15 protein-coding genes are annotated in these 15,184 nt (G+C 70.6%); 14 read left to right on the top strand and 1 reads right to left on the bottom strand.

Annotated features, from left to right (window positions below):
- Position 1: 1 nt before the first annotated feature.
- On the top strand, positions 2-436 hold the full coding sequence (gene nusB, locus ACFWZH_RS13765) for a transcription antitermination factor NusB (RefSeq protein WP_384429088.1): 435 nt from the start codon (positions 2-4) through the stop codon (positions 434-436).
- A gap of 276 nt (positions 437-712) precedes the next feature.
- Here nusB and bldD read toward each other — a convergent pair whose 3' ends face one another.
- Positions 713-1,213, bottom strand: a complete 501-nt coding sequence (gene bldD, locus ACFWZH_RS13770) for a transcriptional regulator BldD (RefSeq protein ID WP_384429091.1) — start codon at positions 1,211-1,213, stop codon at positions 713-715.
- A 220-nt stretch (positions 1,214-1,433) separates the two neighbouring features.
- Here bldD and pyrR point away from each other — a divergent pair, with 220 nt between their 5' ends.
- The 13 genes from pyrR to ACFWZH_RS13835 form a co-directional block, all read left to right on the top strand.
- Positions 1,434-2,024, top strand: coding sequence for a bifunctional pyr operon transcriptional regulator/uracil phosphoribosyltransferase PyrR (pyrR, locus tag ACFWZH_RS13775; RefSeq protein ID WP_384429094.1), 591 nt, complete (start codon positions 1,434-1,436; stop codon positions 2,022-2,024).
- Positions 2,025-2,117: 93 nt separating this feature from the next.
- On the top strand, positions 2,118-3,095 hold the full coding sequence (locus ACFWZH_RS13780; RefSeq protein ID WP_384429097.1) for an aspartate carbamoyltransferase catalytic subunit: 978 nt from the start codon (positions 2,118-2,120) through the stop codon (positions 3,093-3,095).
- Between the two features lie 4 nt (positions 3,096-3,099).
- Positions 3,100-4,386: a dihydroorotase gene (locus ACFWZH_RS13785; protein WP_384429100.1), complete on the top strand. Its 1,287-nt coding sequence runs from the start codon at positions 3,100-3,102 to the stop codon at positions 4,384-4,386.
- The gene (locus ACFWZH_RS13790; protein WP_384429103.1) at positions 4,383-4,961 is read left to right on the top strand and encodes a hypothetical protein; all 579 of its coding nucleotides are present in this window, start codon (positions 4,383-4,385) and stop codon (positions 4,959-4,961) included. The genes ACFWZH_RS13785 and ACFWZH_RS13790 overlap by 4 nt, the downstream gene beginning before the upstream one ends.
- Complete coding sequence (gene carA / locus ACFWZH_RS13795) at positions 4,958-6,127, top strand: glutamine-hydrolyzing carbamoyl-phosphate synthase small subunit (RefSeq protein ID WP_384429106.1); 1,170 nt, start codon at positions 4,958-4,960, stop codon at positions 6,125-6,127. Before ACFWZH_RS13790 ends, carA begins: the two co-directional genes overlap by 4 nt.
- The gene (gene carB / locus ACFWZH_RS13800; protein ID WP_384429109.1) at positions 6,120-9,431 is read left to right on the top strand and encodes a carbamoyl-phosphate synthase large subunit; all 3,312 of its coding nucleotides are present in this window, start codon (positions 6,120-6,122) and stop codon (positions 9,429-9,431) included. The genes carA and carB overlap by 8 nt, the downstream gene beginning before the upstream one ends.
- A gap of 84 nt (positions 9,432-9,515) precedes the next feature.
- Entirely contained in the window at positions 9,516-10,625 is a 1,110-nt protein-coding gene (locus ACFWZH_RS13805; protein ID WP_384429130.1) for a quinone-dependent dihydroorotate dehydrogenase, read from the top strand.
- The gene (gene pyrF, locus ACFWZH_RS13810; protein ID WP_384429112.1) at positions 10,626-11,462 is read left to right on the top strand and encodes an orotidine-5'-phosphate decarboxylase; all 837 of its coding nucleotides are present in this window, start codon (positions 10,626-10,628) and stop codon (positions 11,460-11,462) included.
- Positions 11,463-11,677: 215 nt separating this feature from the next.
- Positions 11,678-12,001, top strand: coding sequence for an integration host factor (locus ACFWZH_RS13815; RefSeq protein WP_006607450.1), 324 nt, complete (start codon positions 11,678-11,680; stop codon positions 11,999-12,001).
- A 38-nt stretch (positions 12,002-12,039) separates the two neighbouring features.
- Positions 12,040-12,660, top strand: coding sequence for a guanylate kinase (gmk, locus tag ACFWZH_RS13820; protein WP_384429115.1), 621 nt, complete (start codon positions 12,040-12,042; stop codon positions 12,658-12,660).
- 106 nt (positions 12,661-12,766) lie between these two features.
- A complete protein-coding gene (gene rpoZ, locus ACFWZH_RS13825; protein ID WP_005319902.1) occupies positions 12,767-13,039 on the top strand; it encodes a DNA-directed RNA polymerase subunit omega in 273 nt (90 codons plus the stop codon).
- A 134-nt stretch (positions 13,040-13,173) separates the two neighbouring features.
- The gene (coaBC, locus tag ACFWZH_RS13830) at positions 13,174-14,400 is read left to right on the top strand and encodes a bifunctional phosphopantothenoylcysteine decarboxylase/phosphopantothenate--cysteine ligase CoaBC (protein ID WP_384429118.1); all 1,227 of its coding nucleotides are present in this window, start codon (positions 13,174-13,176) and stop codon (positions 14,398-14,400) included.
- A 275-nt stretch (positions 14,401-14,675) separates the two neighbouring features.
- Positions 14,676-15,184, top strand: a 509-nt coding sequence (locus ACFWZH_RS13835; protein ID WP_384429121.1) for an S-adenosylmethionine synthetase N-terminal domain-containing protein, incomplete at its 3' end; no start/stop codon positions are given.

Consider the following 15,184-nt stretch of genomic DNA (forward strand, 5'->3'; position numbering starts at 1 on the left):
CGTGGCTGCCCGCAGCAAGGCCCGCAAGCGCGCCTTCCAGATCCTCTTCGAGGCCGATCAGCGCGGCGCCGACGTGCAGTCCGTGCTCGCGGACTGGATGCGTCACGCCCGGACCGACCCCCGGCAGCCGCCGGTCAACGAATACACCCTGCAGTTGGTCGAGGGGTACGCGGCCCACATCGCCCGCATCGACGAGCTGATCTCCACCTACGCGGTCGACTGGGACCTGGACCGGATGCCGGCGGCCGACCGCTCGATCCTCCGGCTCGGTGCCTTCGAGCTGCTCTGGGTGGACGACACGCCGGACGCGGTGGCGATCGACGAAGCCGTGCAGCTCGCCAAGGAGTTCTCCACGGACGACTCCCCGGCCTTCGTCAACGGCCTCCTCGGCCGGCTCAAGGAGCTGAAGCCGAGCCTGCGGCGCGAGGCGCAGTAGGCGGTCGGCAGAGCGTGTGAACGGGCCCGGAGCGGGGGATACCGCTCCGGGCCCGTCGCATGCCCGCAGAAGCGCCCTGTGGCGCCCTCTGCGCCGTGCCGGGCGCGGGCGCGCCCCCGCGTGGCACGGCGTCTCGCGCCCGCCCCGCGCCGGACGTCTCGCGCCTGCCGCCGTGCTCCGGTCATAGGCCCGCGCGACCCGGTCGCAGGCCGGCAGACGAAAACCGCCGCCCCGGTAGTCCAGGGCGGCGGTACGTTTCTTCAGCGGCGCGCGAGGTCAGATCTCCTCGTGCGTCACGGCGCGGCGGGCGTCGGAATCCAGCACGCCCCAGCTGATCAGCTGCTCGGTCAGCACCGAGGGCGACTGGTCGTAGATGACGGCCAGGGTGCGCAGGTCGTCCTGGCGGATCGAGAGCACCTTGCCGTTGTAGTCGCCGCGCTGGCTCTGGATCGTGGCGGCGTAGCGCTGCAGCGGGCCGGCCTTCTCCTGCGGGACATGGGCGAGGCGCTCCAGGTCGAGCACCAGCTTCGGCGGCGGCTCGGCCGCGCCACCCGGTGTCGTGCCCGGCAGGAGCTCCTGGACCGGGACGCCGTAGAAGTCCGCCAGCTCGGCGAGGCGCTGCACGGTCACGGCACGGTCGCCGCGCTCGTACGAACCCACTACCACGGCCTTCCAGCGGCCCTGGGACTTCTCCTCGACGCCGTGGAGGGAGAGGCCCTGCTGGGTACGGATGGCGCGGAGCTTGGCCCCGAGCTGTTTGGCGTATTCGCTGGACATAAGGCTCCCCAGACGGCTGTATCGACATGCGGCTCCGCCGCGCGGTGGTAACTCACTGTGAGGTTACGCAGCGTAATCTGACTTCGTCAAGCGGAATGGGCCAGACCATCACCCGTCAGGGGTGCGGGCGGGTCCTGAAGGGGCTCCTGCTAACCTGACTGCGTTATTCCGACGTCCTTTAAGGTCCGTCCCGTGAGGCGGAGAAGGAGGTCCGTTTCGTATGGACGCAAACAGTTCTGACGCGGGGGCCCGGCTCCCGGCGCGACCGGTGCTCGAAGGCCCGGACATCACGCGCATGCTCACCCGCATCGCCCACGAGATCGTCGAGCGCGCCAAGGGCGCGGACGACGTGGTGCTGCTGGGAATCCCCACCCGCGGTGTCTTCCTCGCCCGGCGGCTGGCCGCCAAGCTGGCGGAGATCACCGGCCGGACGATCCCGGTGGGCTCGCTCGACATCACGATGTACCGCGACGACCTGCGCCTGGGCCCTGCCCGCACGCTCGCCCGCACGGACATCCCCGGTGACGGCATCGAGGGGCGGCTCGTCCTGCTCGTCGACGACGTCCTGTTCTCCGGCCGCACGATCCGCGCCGCGCTGGACGCCCTGGGCGACATCGGCCGCCCGCGCGCCGTCCAGCTCGCGGTCCTCGTCGACCGCGGTCACCGCGAACTGCCGATCCGCGCCGACTACGTGGGCAAGAACCTCCCCACGTCGCTGCGGGAGACGGTCAAGGTCCAGCTCACCGAGGAGGACGGCCGGGACGCCGTGCTGCTCGGCGTCAAGGAAACCGCCCCGGCCGGCGAGCGATAGCCCATCGCGTACGGACCCGGTGACCCCGGGACCGCAGGCATGCCCGCTCAACGGACATTCCCGTACACCTCCCTCACTCACGGAGAAAACCGGATGAAGCGTCACCTCATCTCGGCCGCCGACCTCACGCGCGACGACGCCGTACTGATCCTCGACACCGCCGAGGAGATGGCCCGGGTCGCCGACCGGCCGATCAAGAAGCTTCCCACCCTGCGCGGACGCACGATCTGCAACCTCTTCTTCGAGGACTCCACCCGGACCCGGATCTCCTTCGAGGCCGCCGAGAAGCGGCTCTCCGCGGACGTCATCAACTTCGCCGCCAAGGGGTCCAGCGTCTCCAAGGGCGAGTCCCTCAAGGACACCGCCCAGACCCTGGAGGCGATGGGCGTCGACGCGGTCGTCATACGGCACAGCGCCTCCGGCGCCCCCTACCGGCTCGCCACCTCCGGATGGATCGACGCGCCCGTCATCAACGCCGGCGACGGCACCCACCAGCACCCCACCCAGGCCCTGCTCGACGCCTTCACCATGCGGCGCCGGCTGATCGGCCCGGACGCCGGGCTGGGCCAGGACCTGAGCGGGCGGCGCATCACCCTCGTCGGCGACGTGCTGCACAGCCGCGTCGCGCGCTCGAACGTCGACCTCCTGCACACCCTCGGCGCCGAGGTCACCCTCGTCGCCCCGCCCACCCTGGTGCCGGTCGGCGTCGAGACCTGGCCGTGCGAGGTCTCCTACGACCTCGACCGCGTGCTGCCGAAGTCCGACGCCGTGATGATGCTGCGGGTGCAGCGCGAGCGGATGAACGCCGCCTTCTTCCCGACCGAGCGCGAGTACTCGCGCCGCTACGGCCTGGACGGCGAGCGGATGGCGCGGATGCCCGAGCACGCCATCGTGATGCACCCCGGCCCGATGGTCCGCGGCATGGAGATCACCGCCGAGGTCGCCGACTCCGACCGCTGCACGGTCGTCGAGCAGGTGGCCAACGGCGTCTCCATCCGCATGGCCGTCCTGTACCTGCTGCTCGGCGGCAACGAGCCCGCCGTCACCCACACCCGTACCGAGGAGAAGTAAGACCATGAGCAAGATCCTGATCCGTGGTGCGAAGGTGCTCGGCGGCGAGGCCCAGGACGTCCTGATCGACGGCGAGACCATCGAGGCCGTCGGCACCGGGCTGTCCGCCGAGGGCGCCGACGTCGTCGAGGCCGAGGGCAAGATCCTCCTGCCGGGCCTCGTCGACCTGCACACCCATCTGCGCGAGCCGGGCCGTGAGGACTCCGAGACCGTTCTGACCGGGACCCGGGCGGCCGCCGCCGGCGGCTACACCGCCGTGTTCGCCATGGCCAACACCTTCCCCGTCGCCGACACCGCCGGCGTCGTCGAGCAGGTCTACCGGCTCGGCCAGGAGCACGGCTACTGCGATGTGCAGCCCATCGGCGCCGTCACCGTCGGCCTGGAGGGCAGCAAGCTCGCCGAGCTGGGCGCCATGCACGAGTCCGCCGCCGGGGTCACCGTCTTCTCCGACGACGGCAAGTGCGTGCACGACGCTGTGATCATGCGCCGGGCCCTGGAGTACGTGAAGGCCTTCGGCGGCGTCGTCGCGCAGCACGCCCAGGAGCCGCGGCTCACCGAGGGCGCCCAGATGAACGAGGGCATCGTCTCGGCGGAGCTGGGACTCGGCGGCTGGCCGGCGGTGGCCGAAGAATCGATCATCGCCCGGGATGTCCTGCTCGCCGAGCACGTCGGCTCCCGCGTGCACATCTGCCACCTGTCGACCGCCGGGTCCGTCGAGATCGTCCGCTGGGCCAAGTCCCGCGGGATCGACGTGACCGCCGAGGTCACCCCGCACCACCTGCTCCTCACCGACGAGATGGTGCGCACGTACAACCCCGTCTACAAGGTCAACCCGCCGCTGCGCACCGAGCGCGACGTGATGGCCCTGCGCGAGGCCCTCGCCGACGGCACCATCGACATCGTCGCCACCGACCACGCCCCGCACCCGCACGAGGACAAGGACTGCGAGTGGGCCGCGGCCGCCATGGGCATGGTGGGCCTGGAGACCGCGCTGTCGGTCGTGCAGCGGACGATGGTCGAGACCGGCCTGCTGACCTGGGCGGACGTCGCGGACCGGATGTCCCACGCGCCCGCGCGGATCGGGCAGGCCGAGGGCCACGGCCGCCCCATCTCGGCTGGTGAGCCGGCCAACCTCACCCTGGTCGATTCCGCTTACCGTGGAGAGGTGGACCCCGCGGGCTTCGCCTCGCGCAGCCGCAACACCCCCTACGAGGGCCGTGAGCTGCCGGGACGTATCACCCACACGTTCCTGCGGGGCCGCGCAACGGTCGTCGACGGGAAGCTGGCGTGACTCCTCCACTCATCCGACTGGCCCAAGCACAGCAGTCCGCGCCGGTCACCGACTGGGCCGCACGGATCGGCTGGGTCGTCGGCCTGCTGGTCTTCGTGGCCTTCGTCTACTGGCTGATGCGCCAGGGCTGGAAGTGGCGCGGCACGCTCCAGGGCGACCTGCCCGAGTTGCCCGGCACCCCCGACCAGCCCGGAGAGCCGCGCCTGACGCTCAGCGGCCGCTACCACGGATCCACCACGGCCGGGCAGTGGCTCGACCGGATCGTGGCGCGCGGCCTGGGCACCCGTAGCCGCGTCGAGCTGACCCTGACCGACCAGGGCCTGGACGTCGTACGGCCGGGCGCCGCGGACTTCTTCGTCCCGGCCGCCGCGCTGCGCGGCGCCCGCCTCGACAAGGGCATCGCGGGCAAGGTCCTCACCGAGGGCGGACTGCTGATCGTCACCTGGCAGCACGGCGACCGGCTGATCGACTCCGGTTTCCGCGCCGACCGGGCGGGCGAGCACCCCGCCTGGGTCGAGGCCATCAACGCACTGAGCACCACCACCGAGCACACCGAAACGGAAGGCGCACGATGACGACCTCCACCAGGGGGACCGCCAAGATCCCCGCCGTACTCGTCCTGGAGGACGGCCGCACCTTCCGCGGCCGCGCCTACGGGGCCGTGGGGGAGACCTTCGGCGAAGCGGTGTTCTCCACCGGCATGACCGGCTATCAGGAGACGCTGACCGACCCCTCGTACCACCGCCAGGTCGTCGTCATGACCGCCCCGCACATCGGCAACACCGGTGTGAACGACGAGGACCCCGAGTCGCAGCGGATCTGGGTCTCCGGCTACGTCGTCCGCGACCCCGCCCGCACCCCGTCCAACTGGCGCTCGGTGCGCTCCCTGGACGACGAGCTGGTGGCCCAGGGCGTCGTCGGCATCAGCGGCATCGACACCCGCGCGCTCACCCGCCATCTCCGCGAGCGCGGTGCGATGCGGGTCGGCATCTTCTCCGGCGAGGCGCTGCCCGACGCGGGCGTGATGCTGGCCAAGGTGCGCCAGGCCCCCGAGATGCAGGGCGCCGACCTGTCCACGCAGGTCGCCACCAAGGAGGCGTACGTCGTCCCGGCGATCGGGCCCGACGGCGCAGCCGTCCCGATTGGCGCAGCGAAGTTCACCGTCGCCGCCATCGACCTGGGCATCAAGGGCATGACCCCGCACCGCATGGCCGAGCGCGGCATCGAGGTGCACGTCCTGCCCGCCACCGCCACCGTCGAGGACGTCTACGCGGTCGCACCGGACGGCGTGTTCTTCTCCAACGGCCCCGGCGACCCGGCGACCGCCGACCACCCCGTCTCCGTCATGCGCGGAGTGCTGGAGCGCAGGACGCCGCTGTTCGGCATCTGCTTCGGCAACCAGATCCTCGGCCGCGCGCTGGGCTTTGGCACCTACAAGCTCAAGTACGGGCACCGCGGCATCAACCAGCCGGTGCAGGACCGTACGACCGGCAAGGTCGAGGTCACCGCGCACAACCACGGATTCGCCGTCGACGCCCCGCTCGACAAGGTTTCCGACACCCCCTTCGGCCGCGCCGAGGTCTCCCACGTCTGTCTCAATGACAACGTGGTGGAGGGCCTCCAGCTGCTCGACCAGCCGGCCTTCAGTGTCCAGTACCACCCCGAAGCCGCCGCGGGTCCGCACGACGCCGCGTACCTCTTCGACCGCTTCGTATCCCTGATGGAGGGCCAGCGTGCCTAAGCGCACCGATATCCAGTCCGTCCTGGTCATCGGCTCCGGCCCGATCGTCATCGGCCAGGCCGCCGAGTTCGACTACTCCGGCACCCAGGCCTGCCGGGTCCTCAAGTCCGAGGGCCTGCGCGTCGTCCTGGTGAACTCCAACCCGGCGACGATCATGACCGACCCGGAGATCGCCGACGCGACCTACGTCGAGCCGATCACCCCGGACTTCGTCGAGAAGATCATCGCCAAGGAGCGCCCCGACGCGCTCCTGCCCACCCTCGGCGGCCAGACCGCGCTGAACACGGCCATCTCGCTGCACGAGGCCGGCACCCTCGACAAGTACGGCGTCGAGCTGATCGGCGCCAACGTCGAGGCGATCAACAAGGGCGAGGACCGCGACCTGTTCAAGGAGGTCGTCGAGGCCGTCAACGCCAAGATCGGCCACGGCGAGTCCGCCCGCTCGGTCATCTGCCACTCCATGGACGACGTCCTCAAGGGCGTCGACGAGCTCGGCGGCTACCCGGTCGTCGTCCGCCCCTCCTTCACCATGGGCGGCGCCGGCTCCGGCTTCGCCCACGACGAGGAGGAGCTGCGCCGGATCGCCGGGCAGGGCCTGACGCTGTCTCCCACCACCGAGGTGCTCCTGGAGGAGTCCATCCTCGGCTGGAAGGAGTACGAGCTGGAGCTGATGCGCGACAAGAACGACAACGTCGTGGTCGTCTGCTCCATCGAGAACTTCGACCCGATGGGCGTGCACACCGGCGACTCGATCACCGTCGCGCCGGCGATGACGCTCACCGACCGCGAGTACCAGATCCTGCGGGACATCGGCATCGCGGTCATCCGCGAGGTCGGTGTGGACACCGGCGGCTGCAACATCCAGTTCGCGGTCAACCCCGAGGACGGCCGGGTCATCGTCATCGAGATGAACCCGCGCGTCTCGCGCTCCTCGGCGCTGGCCTCCAAGGCCACCGGCTTCCCGATCGCGAAGATCGCCGCCCGGCTCGCCGTCGGTTACACCCTCGACGAGATCCCCAACGACATCACCGAGAAGACCCCGGCGTCCTTCGAGCCGACGCTCGACTACGTCGTCGTCAAGGTGCCGCGCTTCGCCTTCGAGAAGTTCCCGGCCGCCGACGCCACGCTGACCACGACCATGAAGTCGGTCGGCGAGGCGATGGCGATCGGCCGCAACTTCCCCGAGGCGCTGCAGAAGGCCCTGCGCTCCCTGGAGAAGAAGGGCAGCCAGTTCGACTTCGTGTCCGCCCCGGGCGCGAAGGCGGAGCTGCTGGAGCTCGCCCAGGTCCCGACCGACGGCCGGATCAACACCGTCATGGCCGCGATCCGGGCCGGCGCCACCCCGCAGGAGGTCTTCGACCACACGAAGATCGACCCCTGGTTCGTCGACCAGCTCTTCCTGGTCAAGGAGATCGCCGACGAGATCGCCGGCGCCGACAAGCTCGAACCGGAGATCCTTGCGGACGCAAAGCGCCACGGCTTCTCCGACGCCCAGATCGCGGACATCCGCGGGCTGCGCGAGGACGTCGTGCGCGAGGTCCGGCACGCCCTCGGCGTCCGCCCCGTCTACAAGACCGTCGACACCTGCGCCGCCGAGTTCGCCGCGAAGACCCCGTACTTCTACTCGTCCTACGACGAGGAGACCGAGGTCGCCCCGCGCGAGAAGCCGGCCGTGATCATCCTCGGCTCCGGCCCCAACCGCATCGGCCAGGGCATCGAGTTCGACTACTCCTGCGTCCACGCCTCCTTCGCGCTCAGCGACGCCGGCTACGAGACCGTGATGGTCAACTGCAACCCGGAGACCGTCTCGACGGACTACGACACCTCCGACCGCCTGTACTTCGAGCCGCTGACGCTCGAGGACGTCCTGGAGATCGTGCACGCCGAGACCCAGGCGGGCCCGGTCGCCGGCGTCGTCGTCCAGCTCGGCGGGCAGACCCCGCTGGGCCTGGCGCAGGCGCTCAAGGACAACGGCGTGCCGATCGTCGGCACCTCGCCCGAGGCGATCGACCTCGCCGAGGAGCGCGGCGCCTTCGGCCGGGTGCTGACCGAGGCCGGTCTGCCCGCGCCCAAGTACGGCACCGCCTTCTCCTTCGACGAGGCCAAGCGGATCGCCACCGAGATCGGCTACCCGGTCATGGTCCGCCCGTCCTACGTGCTGGGCGGCCGCGGCATGGAGATCGTCTACGACGAGCCGTCGCTCGGCGGGTACCTGGAGCGGCACGCGGGGCTGATCTCCGAGCACCCGGTCCTCATCGACCGGTTCCTCGACGACGCCATAGAGATCGACGTGGACGCGCTCTACGACGGCCACGAGCTCTACCTCGGCGGCGTCATGGAGCACATCGAGGAGGCCGGCATCCACTCCGGCGACTCCGCCTGCGCGCTGCCCCCGATCACCCTCGGCGGCTTCGACATCAAGCGGCTGCGGGCGTCGACGGAGGCGATCGCCAAGGGCGTGGGCGTCCGCGGCCTGATCAACATCCAGTTCGCGATGGCCGGCGACATCCTGTACGTCCTGGAGGCCAACCCGCGCGCCTCGCGCACCGTGCCCTTCACCTCGAAGGCCACCGCGGTACCGCTGGCCAAGGCCGCCGCCCGGATCTCGCTCGGCGCCACCATCGCCGAACTGCGCGCCGAGGGCATGCTGCCCAAGAACGGCGACGGCGGCACCCTGCCGCTGGACGCGCCGATCTCGGTCAAGGAAGCCGTCATGCCCTGGTCGCGGTTCCGCGACGCCTCGGGCCGCGGTGTGGACACCGTCCTGGGCCCCGAGATGCGCTCCACCGGCGAGGTCATGGGCATCGACTCGGTCTTCGGCACGGCGTACGCCAAGTCCCAGGCCGGCGCCTACGGGGCGCTGCCCACCAAGGGCCGGGCCTTCGTGTCCGTCGCCAACCGCGACAAGCGCTCGATGATCTTCCCGGCCCGTGAGCTGGTCGCGCACGGCTTCGAACTGCTCGCTACCTCCGGCACCGCCGAGGTGCTGCGCCGCAACGGCATCAACGCCACCGTGGTGCGCAAGCAGTCCGAGGGCGAGGGCCCCGACGGCGAGAAGACCATCGTCCAGCTGATCCACGACGGCCAGGTCGACCTGATCGTCAACACCCCCTACGGCACCGGCGGCCGGCTCGACGGCTACGACATCCGTACCGCCTCCGTCGCCCGCGGCGTCCCCTGCCTGACCACGGTCCAGGCGCTGGCCGCCGCCGTCCAGGGCATCGAAGCGATGGCCCGCGGCGATGTGGGCGTGCGTTCCCTCCAGGAACACGCCGAACATCTCATCGCGGCCCGCGAGGAGTAGGGCCCACGAGGGGGACACCGAAGCGGTGTCCCCCTCGTCATGAGCCCCTCGACCGACCCTCACCGCGAAAAGGCCAGCCGAACGATGTACCGCCTCTTCTTCCAACTGATCTTCCAGCGCATGGACCCCGAGAAGGCCCACCACCTGGCCTTCCGCTGGATCCGCTGGGCCGCGCGCACCCCCGTGCTGCGCACCTTCCTCGCCGCCGCCCTGGCGCCCCGCTACAAGGAGCTGCGCACCGAGGCCCTGGGCCGCCGGATGCACGGCCCCTTCGGCCTGGCCGCCGGCTTCGACAAGAACGCCGTCGCCGTCGACGGGATGGCCATGCTCGGCTTCGACCACGTCGAGATCGGCACCGTCACCGCCCAGCCGCAGCCCGGCAACCCCAAGAAGCGCCTCTTCCGGCTCGTGCCGGACCGCGCGCTGATCAACCGCATGGGCTTCAACAACGACGGCTCCGCCTCCGTCGCGGCGCGCCTGGCGGCCCGCAACCCGGTCTTCCCGACGACGCTCGGCGTCAACATCGGCAAGACCAAGATCGTCCCGGAGTCCGAGGCGATCGGCGACTACGTCACCTCCACCGAGCGGCTCGCCCCGCACGCCGACTACCTGGTCGTCAACGTCTCCTCCCCGAACACCCCGGGCCTGCGCAACCTCCAGGCCGTCGAGCACCTGCGCCCGCTGCTCAGCGCCGTACGCGAGGCCGCCGACCGCACGGTCACCGACCACCGGGTCCCGCTGCTGGTCAAGATCGCCCCGGACCTCGCCGACGCGGACATCGACGCGGTCGCCGACCTCGCCGTCGAGCTGGGCCTGGACGGGATCATCGCCACCAACACCACCATCGCCCGCGAGGGCCTCGGCCTGACCTCCGACCCGAAGGTGATCGCCGAGACCGGCGGCCTGTCCGGCGCGCCCGTCAAGGAGCGCTCCCTGGAGGTGCTGCGCCGCCTCTACGCCCGCGTCGGCGACCGGGTCACCCTCATCGGCGTCGGCGGCATCGAGACCGCCGAGGACGCCTGGCAGCGCATCCTGGCCGGCGCCACGCTGATCCAGGGCTACAGCGCGTTCATCTACCAGGGCCCGTTCTGGTGCCGCGCGATCCACAAGGGACTCGCCGCGCGTCTGCGCAACAGCCCGTACGCCACCCTCGCCGACGCGGTCGGCGCCGAGCACAAGAAGGTGACCGCTTAAATGAGCCCGGAGCCCTTCGGCGCGCGCCTGCGCCGCGCCATGGACGAGCGCGGCCCGCTGTGCGTCGGCATCGACCCGCACGCCTCCCTGCTGGCCGACTGGGGCCTGAACGACGATGTCGCGGGCCTGGCCCGCTTCACCCGCACCGTCGTCGAGGCGCTCGGCGAGCGGGTCGCGGTCTTCAAGCCGCAGGCGGCGTTCTTCGAGCGCTTCGGCTCGCGCGGCCTCGCCGTCCTGGAGACCGCCGTCGTCGAGGCGCGCGAGCGCGGCGCCCTGGTCCTGATGGACGCCAAGCGCGGTGACATCGGCTCGACCATGGCGGCGTACGCCGAGACCTTCCTGCGCACCGACTCGCCGCTGTTCTCGGACGCCCTGACGGTCTCCCCGTACCTCGGCTACGGCTCGCTGAAGCCGGCCGTCGACCTGGCGCGGGAGAACGGCTGCGGGCTCTTCGTCCTCGCCCTCACCTCCAACCCGGAGGGCGCGGAGGTTCAGCGGGCGGTGCGCGAGGACGGCCGCACCATCGCCGCGACCATGCTCGGCCACCTCGCCGCCGAGAACGCCGACGCCGAGCCGATGGGCTCCTTCGGCGCGGTGGTCGGCGCCACGCTCGGCGATCTCTCCTCGTTCGATCTGACGATCAACGGCCCGCTGCTGGCTCCGGGCATCGGCGCCCAGGGTGCCACCCCCGCCGACCTCCCGACCGTCTTCGGCGACGCCGTGCGCAACGTCGTCCCGAGCGTCAGCCGGGGTGTCCTGCGGCACGGCCCGGACACCGCGGCACTGCGCGCGGCGGCGGACCGATTCGCCGGCGAAGTGCGCAGCGCGCTCGATTAGGGAGCTTCCAGCGGGGACTTTGGTCCCGAATTGTCCTGGTCAGCAGAGTCTGACCAGGACTTTTCGTCTGTTCTCGCTGACTCTGACGCGATCGGCCGCTAGTCTCCGTCGAGAGCACTGCACGTAAGCGCGTTGCTCGTTGCTCCGCAGTTGTGGGGCGACTAGGTTCCACACCGGTCCGTATCCGACAGTTCGACATCCGAGGTGACGTAGGCGTGGCTCTTCCGCCCCTTACCCCTGAACAGCGCGCAGCCGCGCTCGAGAAGGCCGCCGCGGCTCGCCGGGAGCGCGCCGAGGTCAAGAATCGGCTCAAGCACTCCGGTGCATCCCTCCATGAGGTCATCAAGCAGGGCCAGGAGAACGACGTCATCGGCAAGATGAAGGTCTCCGCCCTGCTGGAGTCCCTGCCGGGCGTCGGCAAGGTCCGCGCCAAGCAGATCATGGAGCGACTCGGGATCTCCGAGAGCCGCCGTGTCCGGGGTCTTGGCTCCAACCAGATCGCGTCGCTGGAGCGCGAGTTCGGCAGCACCGCTTCCTGAATTTTCCGGCATCACCGGGAAGCTGGAATAATCGCTGCATGAGTTCTGCAGTCTCCGGGGGGACGACCCCCGCGCCCCCGGCCAGACAACCGCGACTGACCGTGCTCTCCGGCCCCTCCGGGGTCGGCAAGAGCACGGTCGTCGCGCATATGCGCAAGGTCCACCCCGAGGTCTGGCTCTCGGTCTCGGCCACCACCCGCAAGCCGCGGCCCGGGGAGCGGCACGGTGTCCAGTACTTCTTCGTCGACGACGAGGAATTCGACAAGCTGGTCGCCAACGGCGAGCTGCTCGAATGGGCCGAATTCGCGGGCAACCGCTACGGCACCCCGCGCAAGGCGGTGCTGGACCGCCTGGAGTCCGGCGAGCCGGTCCTGCTGGAGATCGATCTGCAGGGCGCCCGCCAGGTCCGTGAGTCCATGGCGGAGGCCCACCTGGTCTTCCTGGCCCCGCCGAGCTGGGACGAGCTGGTCCGCCGGCTCACCGGCCGGGGCACCGAGGCGCCCGAGGTCATCGAGCGCCGGCTGGAGGTCGCCAGGGTCGAGCTGGCCGCGGAGAAGGAGTTCGACGCGACGCTCGTCAACACCTCCGTCGAGGACGTGAGCCGTGAGCTGCTAGCCTTGATGCTGCATCGATCCGAGGAGCCCAACGCCGGCGGCTGACGCCGCGGAGCCGCACCGGCCCTCGGACCGGCCGAGATTTTGCGCCGTGCCGTATGGCACAAGGGCGCGTGACACCCAGGCTTCATCCCCTTTCGGAAGGTAGAGAGTGTCCTCTTCCATCACCGCACCCGAGGGCATCATCAACCCGCCCATTGATGAGCTTCTCGAGGCCACCGACTCGAAGTACAGCCTCGTGATCTACGCCGCCAAGCGCGCGCGCCAGATCAACGCGTACTACTCCCAGCTCGGCGAGGGCCTCCTCGAGTACGTCGGCCCGCTGGTCGACACGCACGTCCACGAGAAGCCCCTCTCGATCGCGCTCCGCGAGATCAACGCGGGTCTGCTGACCTCCGAGGCCATCGAGGGCCCCGCTCAGTAAGCAGCAGTACTTTTCACCAAGGGCCCGGCAAGGGGCACCGCCCGGCGACCGGCCGGGGGAGCGACCGCCGGGCCCTTGGTGTGTCATAGGGGCGTACGGACCTACGGACCTTCAGCTCGGGGAGCGGCGAAGCGATGGACAAGCGGGAGCGGGAGCGGCCCAGGGTCGTCCTGGGTGTCAGCGGCGGCATCGCCGCGTACAAGGCGTGTGAGCTGCTGCGGCGGTTCGCCGAGTCCGGGCACGACGTACGGGTGGTGCCCACCGCCTCGGCGCTGCACTTCGTCGGCGAGGCCACCTGGTCGGCGCTGTCCGGCAACCCGGCCACCACCGAGGTCTGGGAGTCCGTCCACGAGGTCCCGCACGTCCGCATCGGCCAGGCCGCCGACCTCGTCGTGGTCGCCCCCGCCACCGCCGACATGCTGGCCAAGGCCGCCCACGGCCTCGCCGACGACCTGCTGACCAACACCCTGCTCACCGCGCGCTGCCCGGTGGTCTTCGCCCCGGCGATGCACACCGAGATGTGGGAGAACCCCGCCACGCAGGAGAACGTCGCCACCCTGCGCCGGCGCGGTGCGATCGTCGTCGAGCCCGCCGTCGGCCGGCTGACCGGCGTCGACACGGGCAAGGGCCGCTTCCCCGACCCGGTCGAGATCTTCGAACTCTGTCGCCGGGTCCTGGTCCGTGGCGCGCAGGGCGCCTCGGTGCAGGACCTGGCCGGCCGCCATGTGGTCGTCACCGCCGGCGGCACCCGTGAACCGCTGGACCCCGTCCGCTACCTGGGCAACCGCTCCTCCGGCAAGCAGGGCTACGCGCTCGCCGCGACCGCGGCCGCCCGCGGCGCCCGGGTCACGCTGGTCGCGGGCAACACCGAGCTGCCCGACCCCGCCGGGGTGGACGTGCTGCACATAGGCACCGCCCGCCAGCTCCGGGAGGCCGTCCTGAAGGCCGCGGCGGATGCCGACGCGGTCGTCATGGCCGCGGCCGTCGCCGATTTCCGTCCCGCCGTCTACACCACCGGCAAGATCAAAAAGGTCGAGGGCCGGGAGCCGGAACCAGTCACCCTGGTCCGGAATCCGGACATCCTCGCCGAGCTCTCCGCCGACCGCGCCCGCCCCGGGCAGATCGTCGTGGGCTTCGCCGCGGAGACCGACGACGTGCTGGCCAACGGACGTGCCAAGCTCGCCCGCAAGGGCTGTGACCTGCTGGTCGTCAATGAGGTCGGCGAGCACAAGGCCTTCGGCTCGGCCGAGAACGAGGCGGTGATCATGGCTGCCGACGGCACCGAGACCCCGGTCCCCTACGGCCCCAAGGAAGCCCTGGCAGACACGGTCTGGGACCTGGTGGCCCCGCGCCTGCCCTAGTCCCGGGCCTGCTCGCGCCCGTACGGCCGAATCTCGCCCATCGGTCACCTCAACGGCCTCACGAAAACCGGCGTGTCCCCTTGACCCGACCCATACTCAAGGTGATCGTCCTACCGTGAGGCGTGGTGTTGCAGGTCACGAGGGGTCCATAAATCGAGACCGCGTGCCCGAACGCCACATACGACCGATAAACTGGCGAGTGGATCGGGCCGAGCGCAGCTCTCGGCCCTTCCGCCAATGATCAGCCAGCAGCCGCTGCAACCCCAGGGAGCGATGTGTCCCGCCGCCTGTTCACCTCGGAGTCCGTGACCGAGGGCCACCCCGACAAGATCGCTGACCAGATCAGCGACACCATCCTCGACGCGCTCCTCAAGGAGGACCCGACTTCCCGGGTCGCCGTCGAGACGCTGATCACCACCGGCCTGGTCCATGTGGCCGGCGAGGTGACGACCAAGGCGTACGCCGACATCCCCAACCTCGTCCGCAACAAGATCCTGGACATCGGCTACGACTCGTCCAAGAAGGGCTTCGACGGCGCCTCCTGCGGCGTCTCGGTGTCCATCGGCGCGCAGTCCCCGGACATCGCCCAGGGTGTCGACACCGCGTACGAGAACCGCGTCGAGGGCGATGACGACGAGCTGGACCGGCAGGGCGCGGGCGATCAGGGCCTGATGTTCGGCTATGCCTGCGACGAGACGCCCGAGCTGATGCCGCTGCCGATCAACCTGGCGCACCGGCTCTCCCGGCGTCTGTCCGAGGTGCGCAAGAACGGGACCATCCCCTA

It is taken from the genome of Streptomyces sp. NPDC059008, from assembly GCF_042749045.1.
Classification (GTDB): domain Bacteria; phylum Actinomycetota; class Actinomycetes; order Streptomycetales; family Streptomycetaceae; genus Streptomyces.

Excerpts from the sequence above, each read along its gene's own strand:
- ACFWZH_RS13785 (WP_384429100.1), top strand. The coding sequence starts at position 3,100 with ATGAGCAAGATCCTGATCCGTGGTGCGAAGGTGCTCGGCGGCGAGGCC.
- ACFWZH_RS13805 (WP_384429130.1), top strand. The coding sequence starts at position 9,516 with ATGTACCGCCTCTTCTTCCAACTGATCTTCCAGCGCATGGACCCCGAG.
- pyrF (WP_384429112.1), top strand. The coding sequence starts at position 10,626 with ATGAGCCCGGAGCCCTTCGGCGCGCGCCTGCGCCGCGCCATGGACGAG.
- pyrR (WP_384429094.1), top strand. The coding sequence starts at position 1,434 with ATGGACGCAAACAGTTCTGACGCGGGGGCCCGGCTCCCGGCGCGACCG.
- coaBC (WP_384429118.1), top strand. The coding sequence starts at position 13,174 with ATGGACAAGCGGGAGCGGGAGCGGCCCAGGGTCGTCCTGGGTGTCAGC.
- ACFWZH_RS13780 (WP_384429097.1), top strand. The coding sequence starts at position 2,118 with ATGAAGCGTCACCTCATCTCGGCCGCCGACCTCACGCGCGACGACGCC.
- bldD (WP_384429091.1), bottom strand. The coding sequence starts at position 1,213 with ATGTCCAGCGAATACGCCAAACAGCTCGGGGCCAAGCTCCGCGCCATC.
- gmk (WP_384429115.1), top strand. The coding sequence starts at position 12,040 with ATGAGTTCTGCAGTCTCCGGGGGGACGACCCCCGCGCCCCCGGCCAGA.
- carA (WP_384429106.1), top strand. The coding sequence starts at position 4,958 with ATGACGACCTCCACCAGGGGGACCGCCAAGATCCCCGCCGTACTCGTC.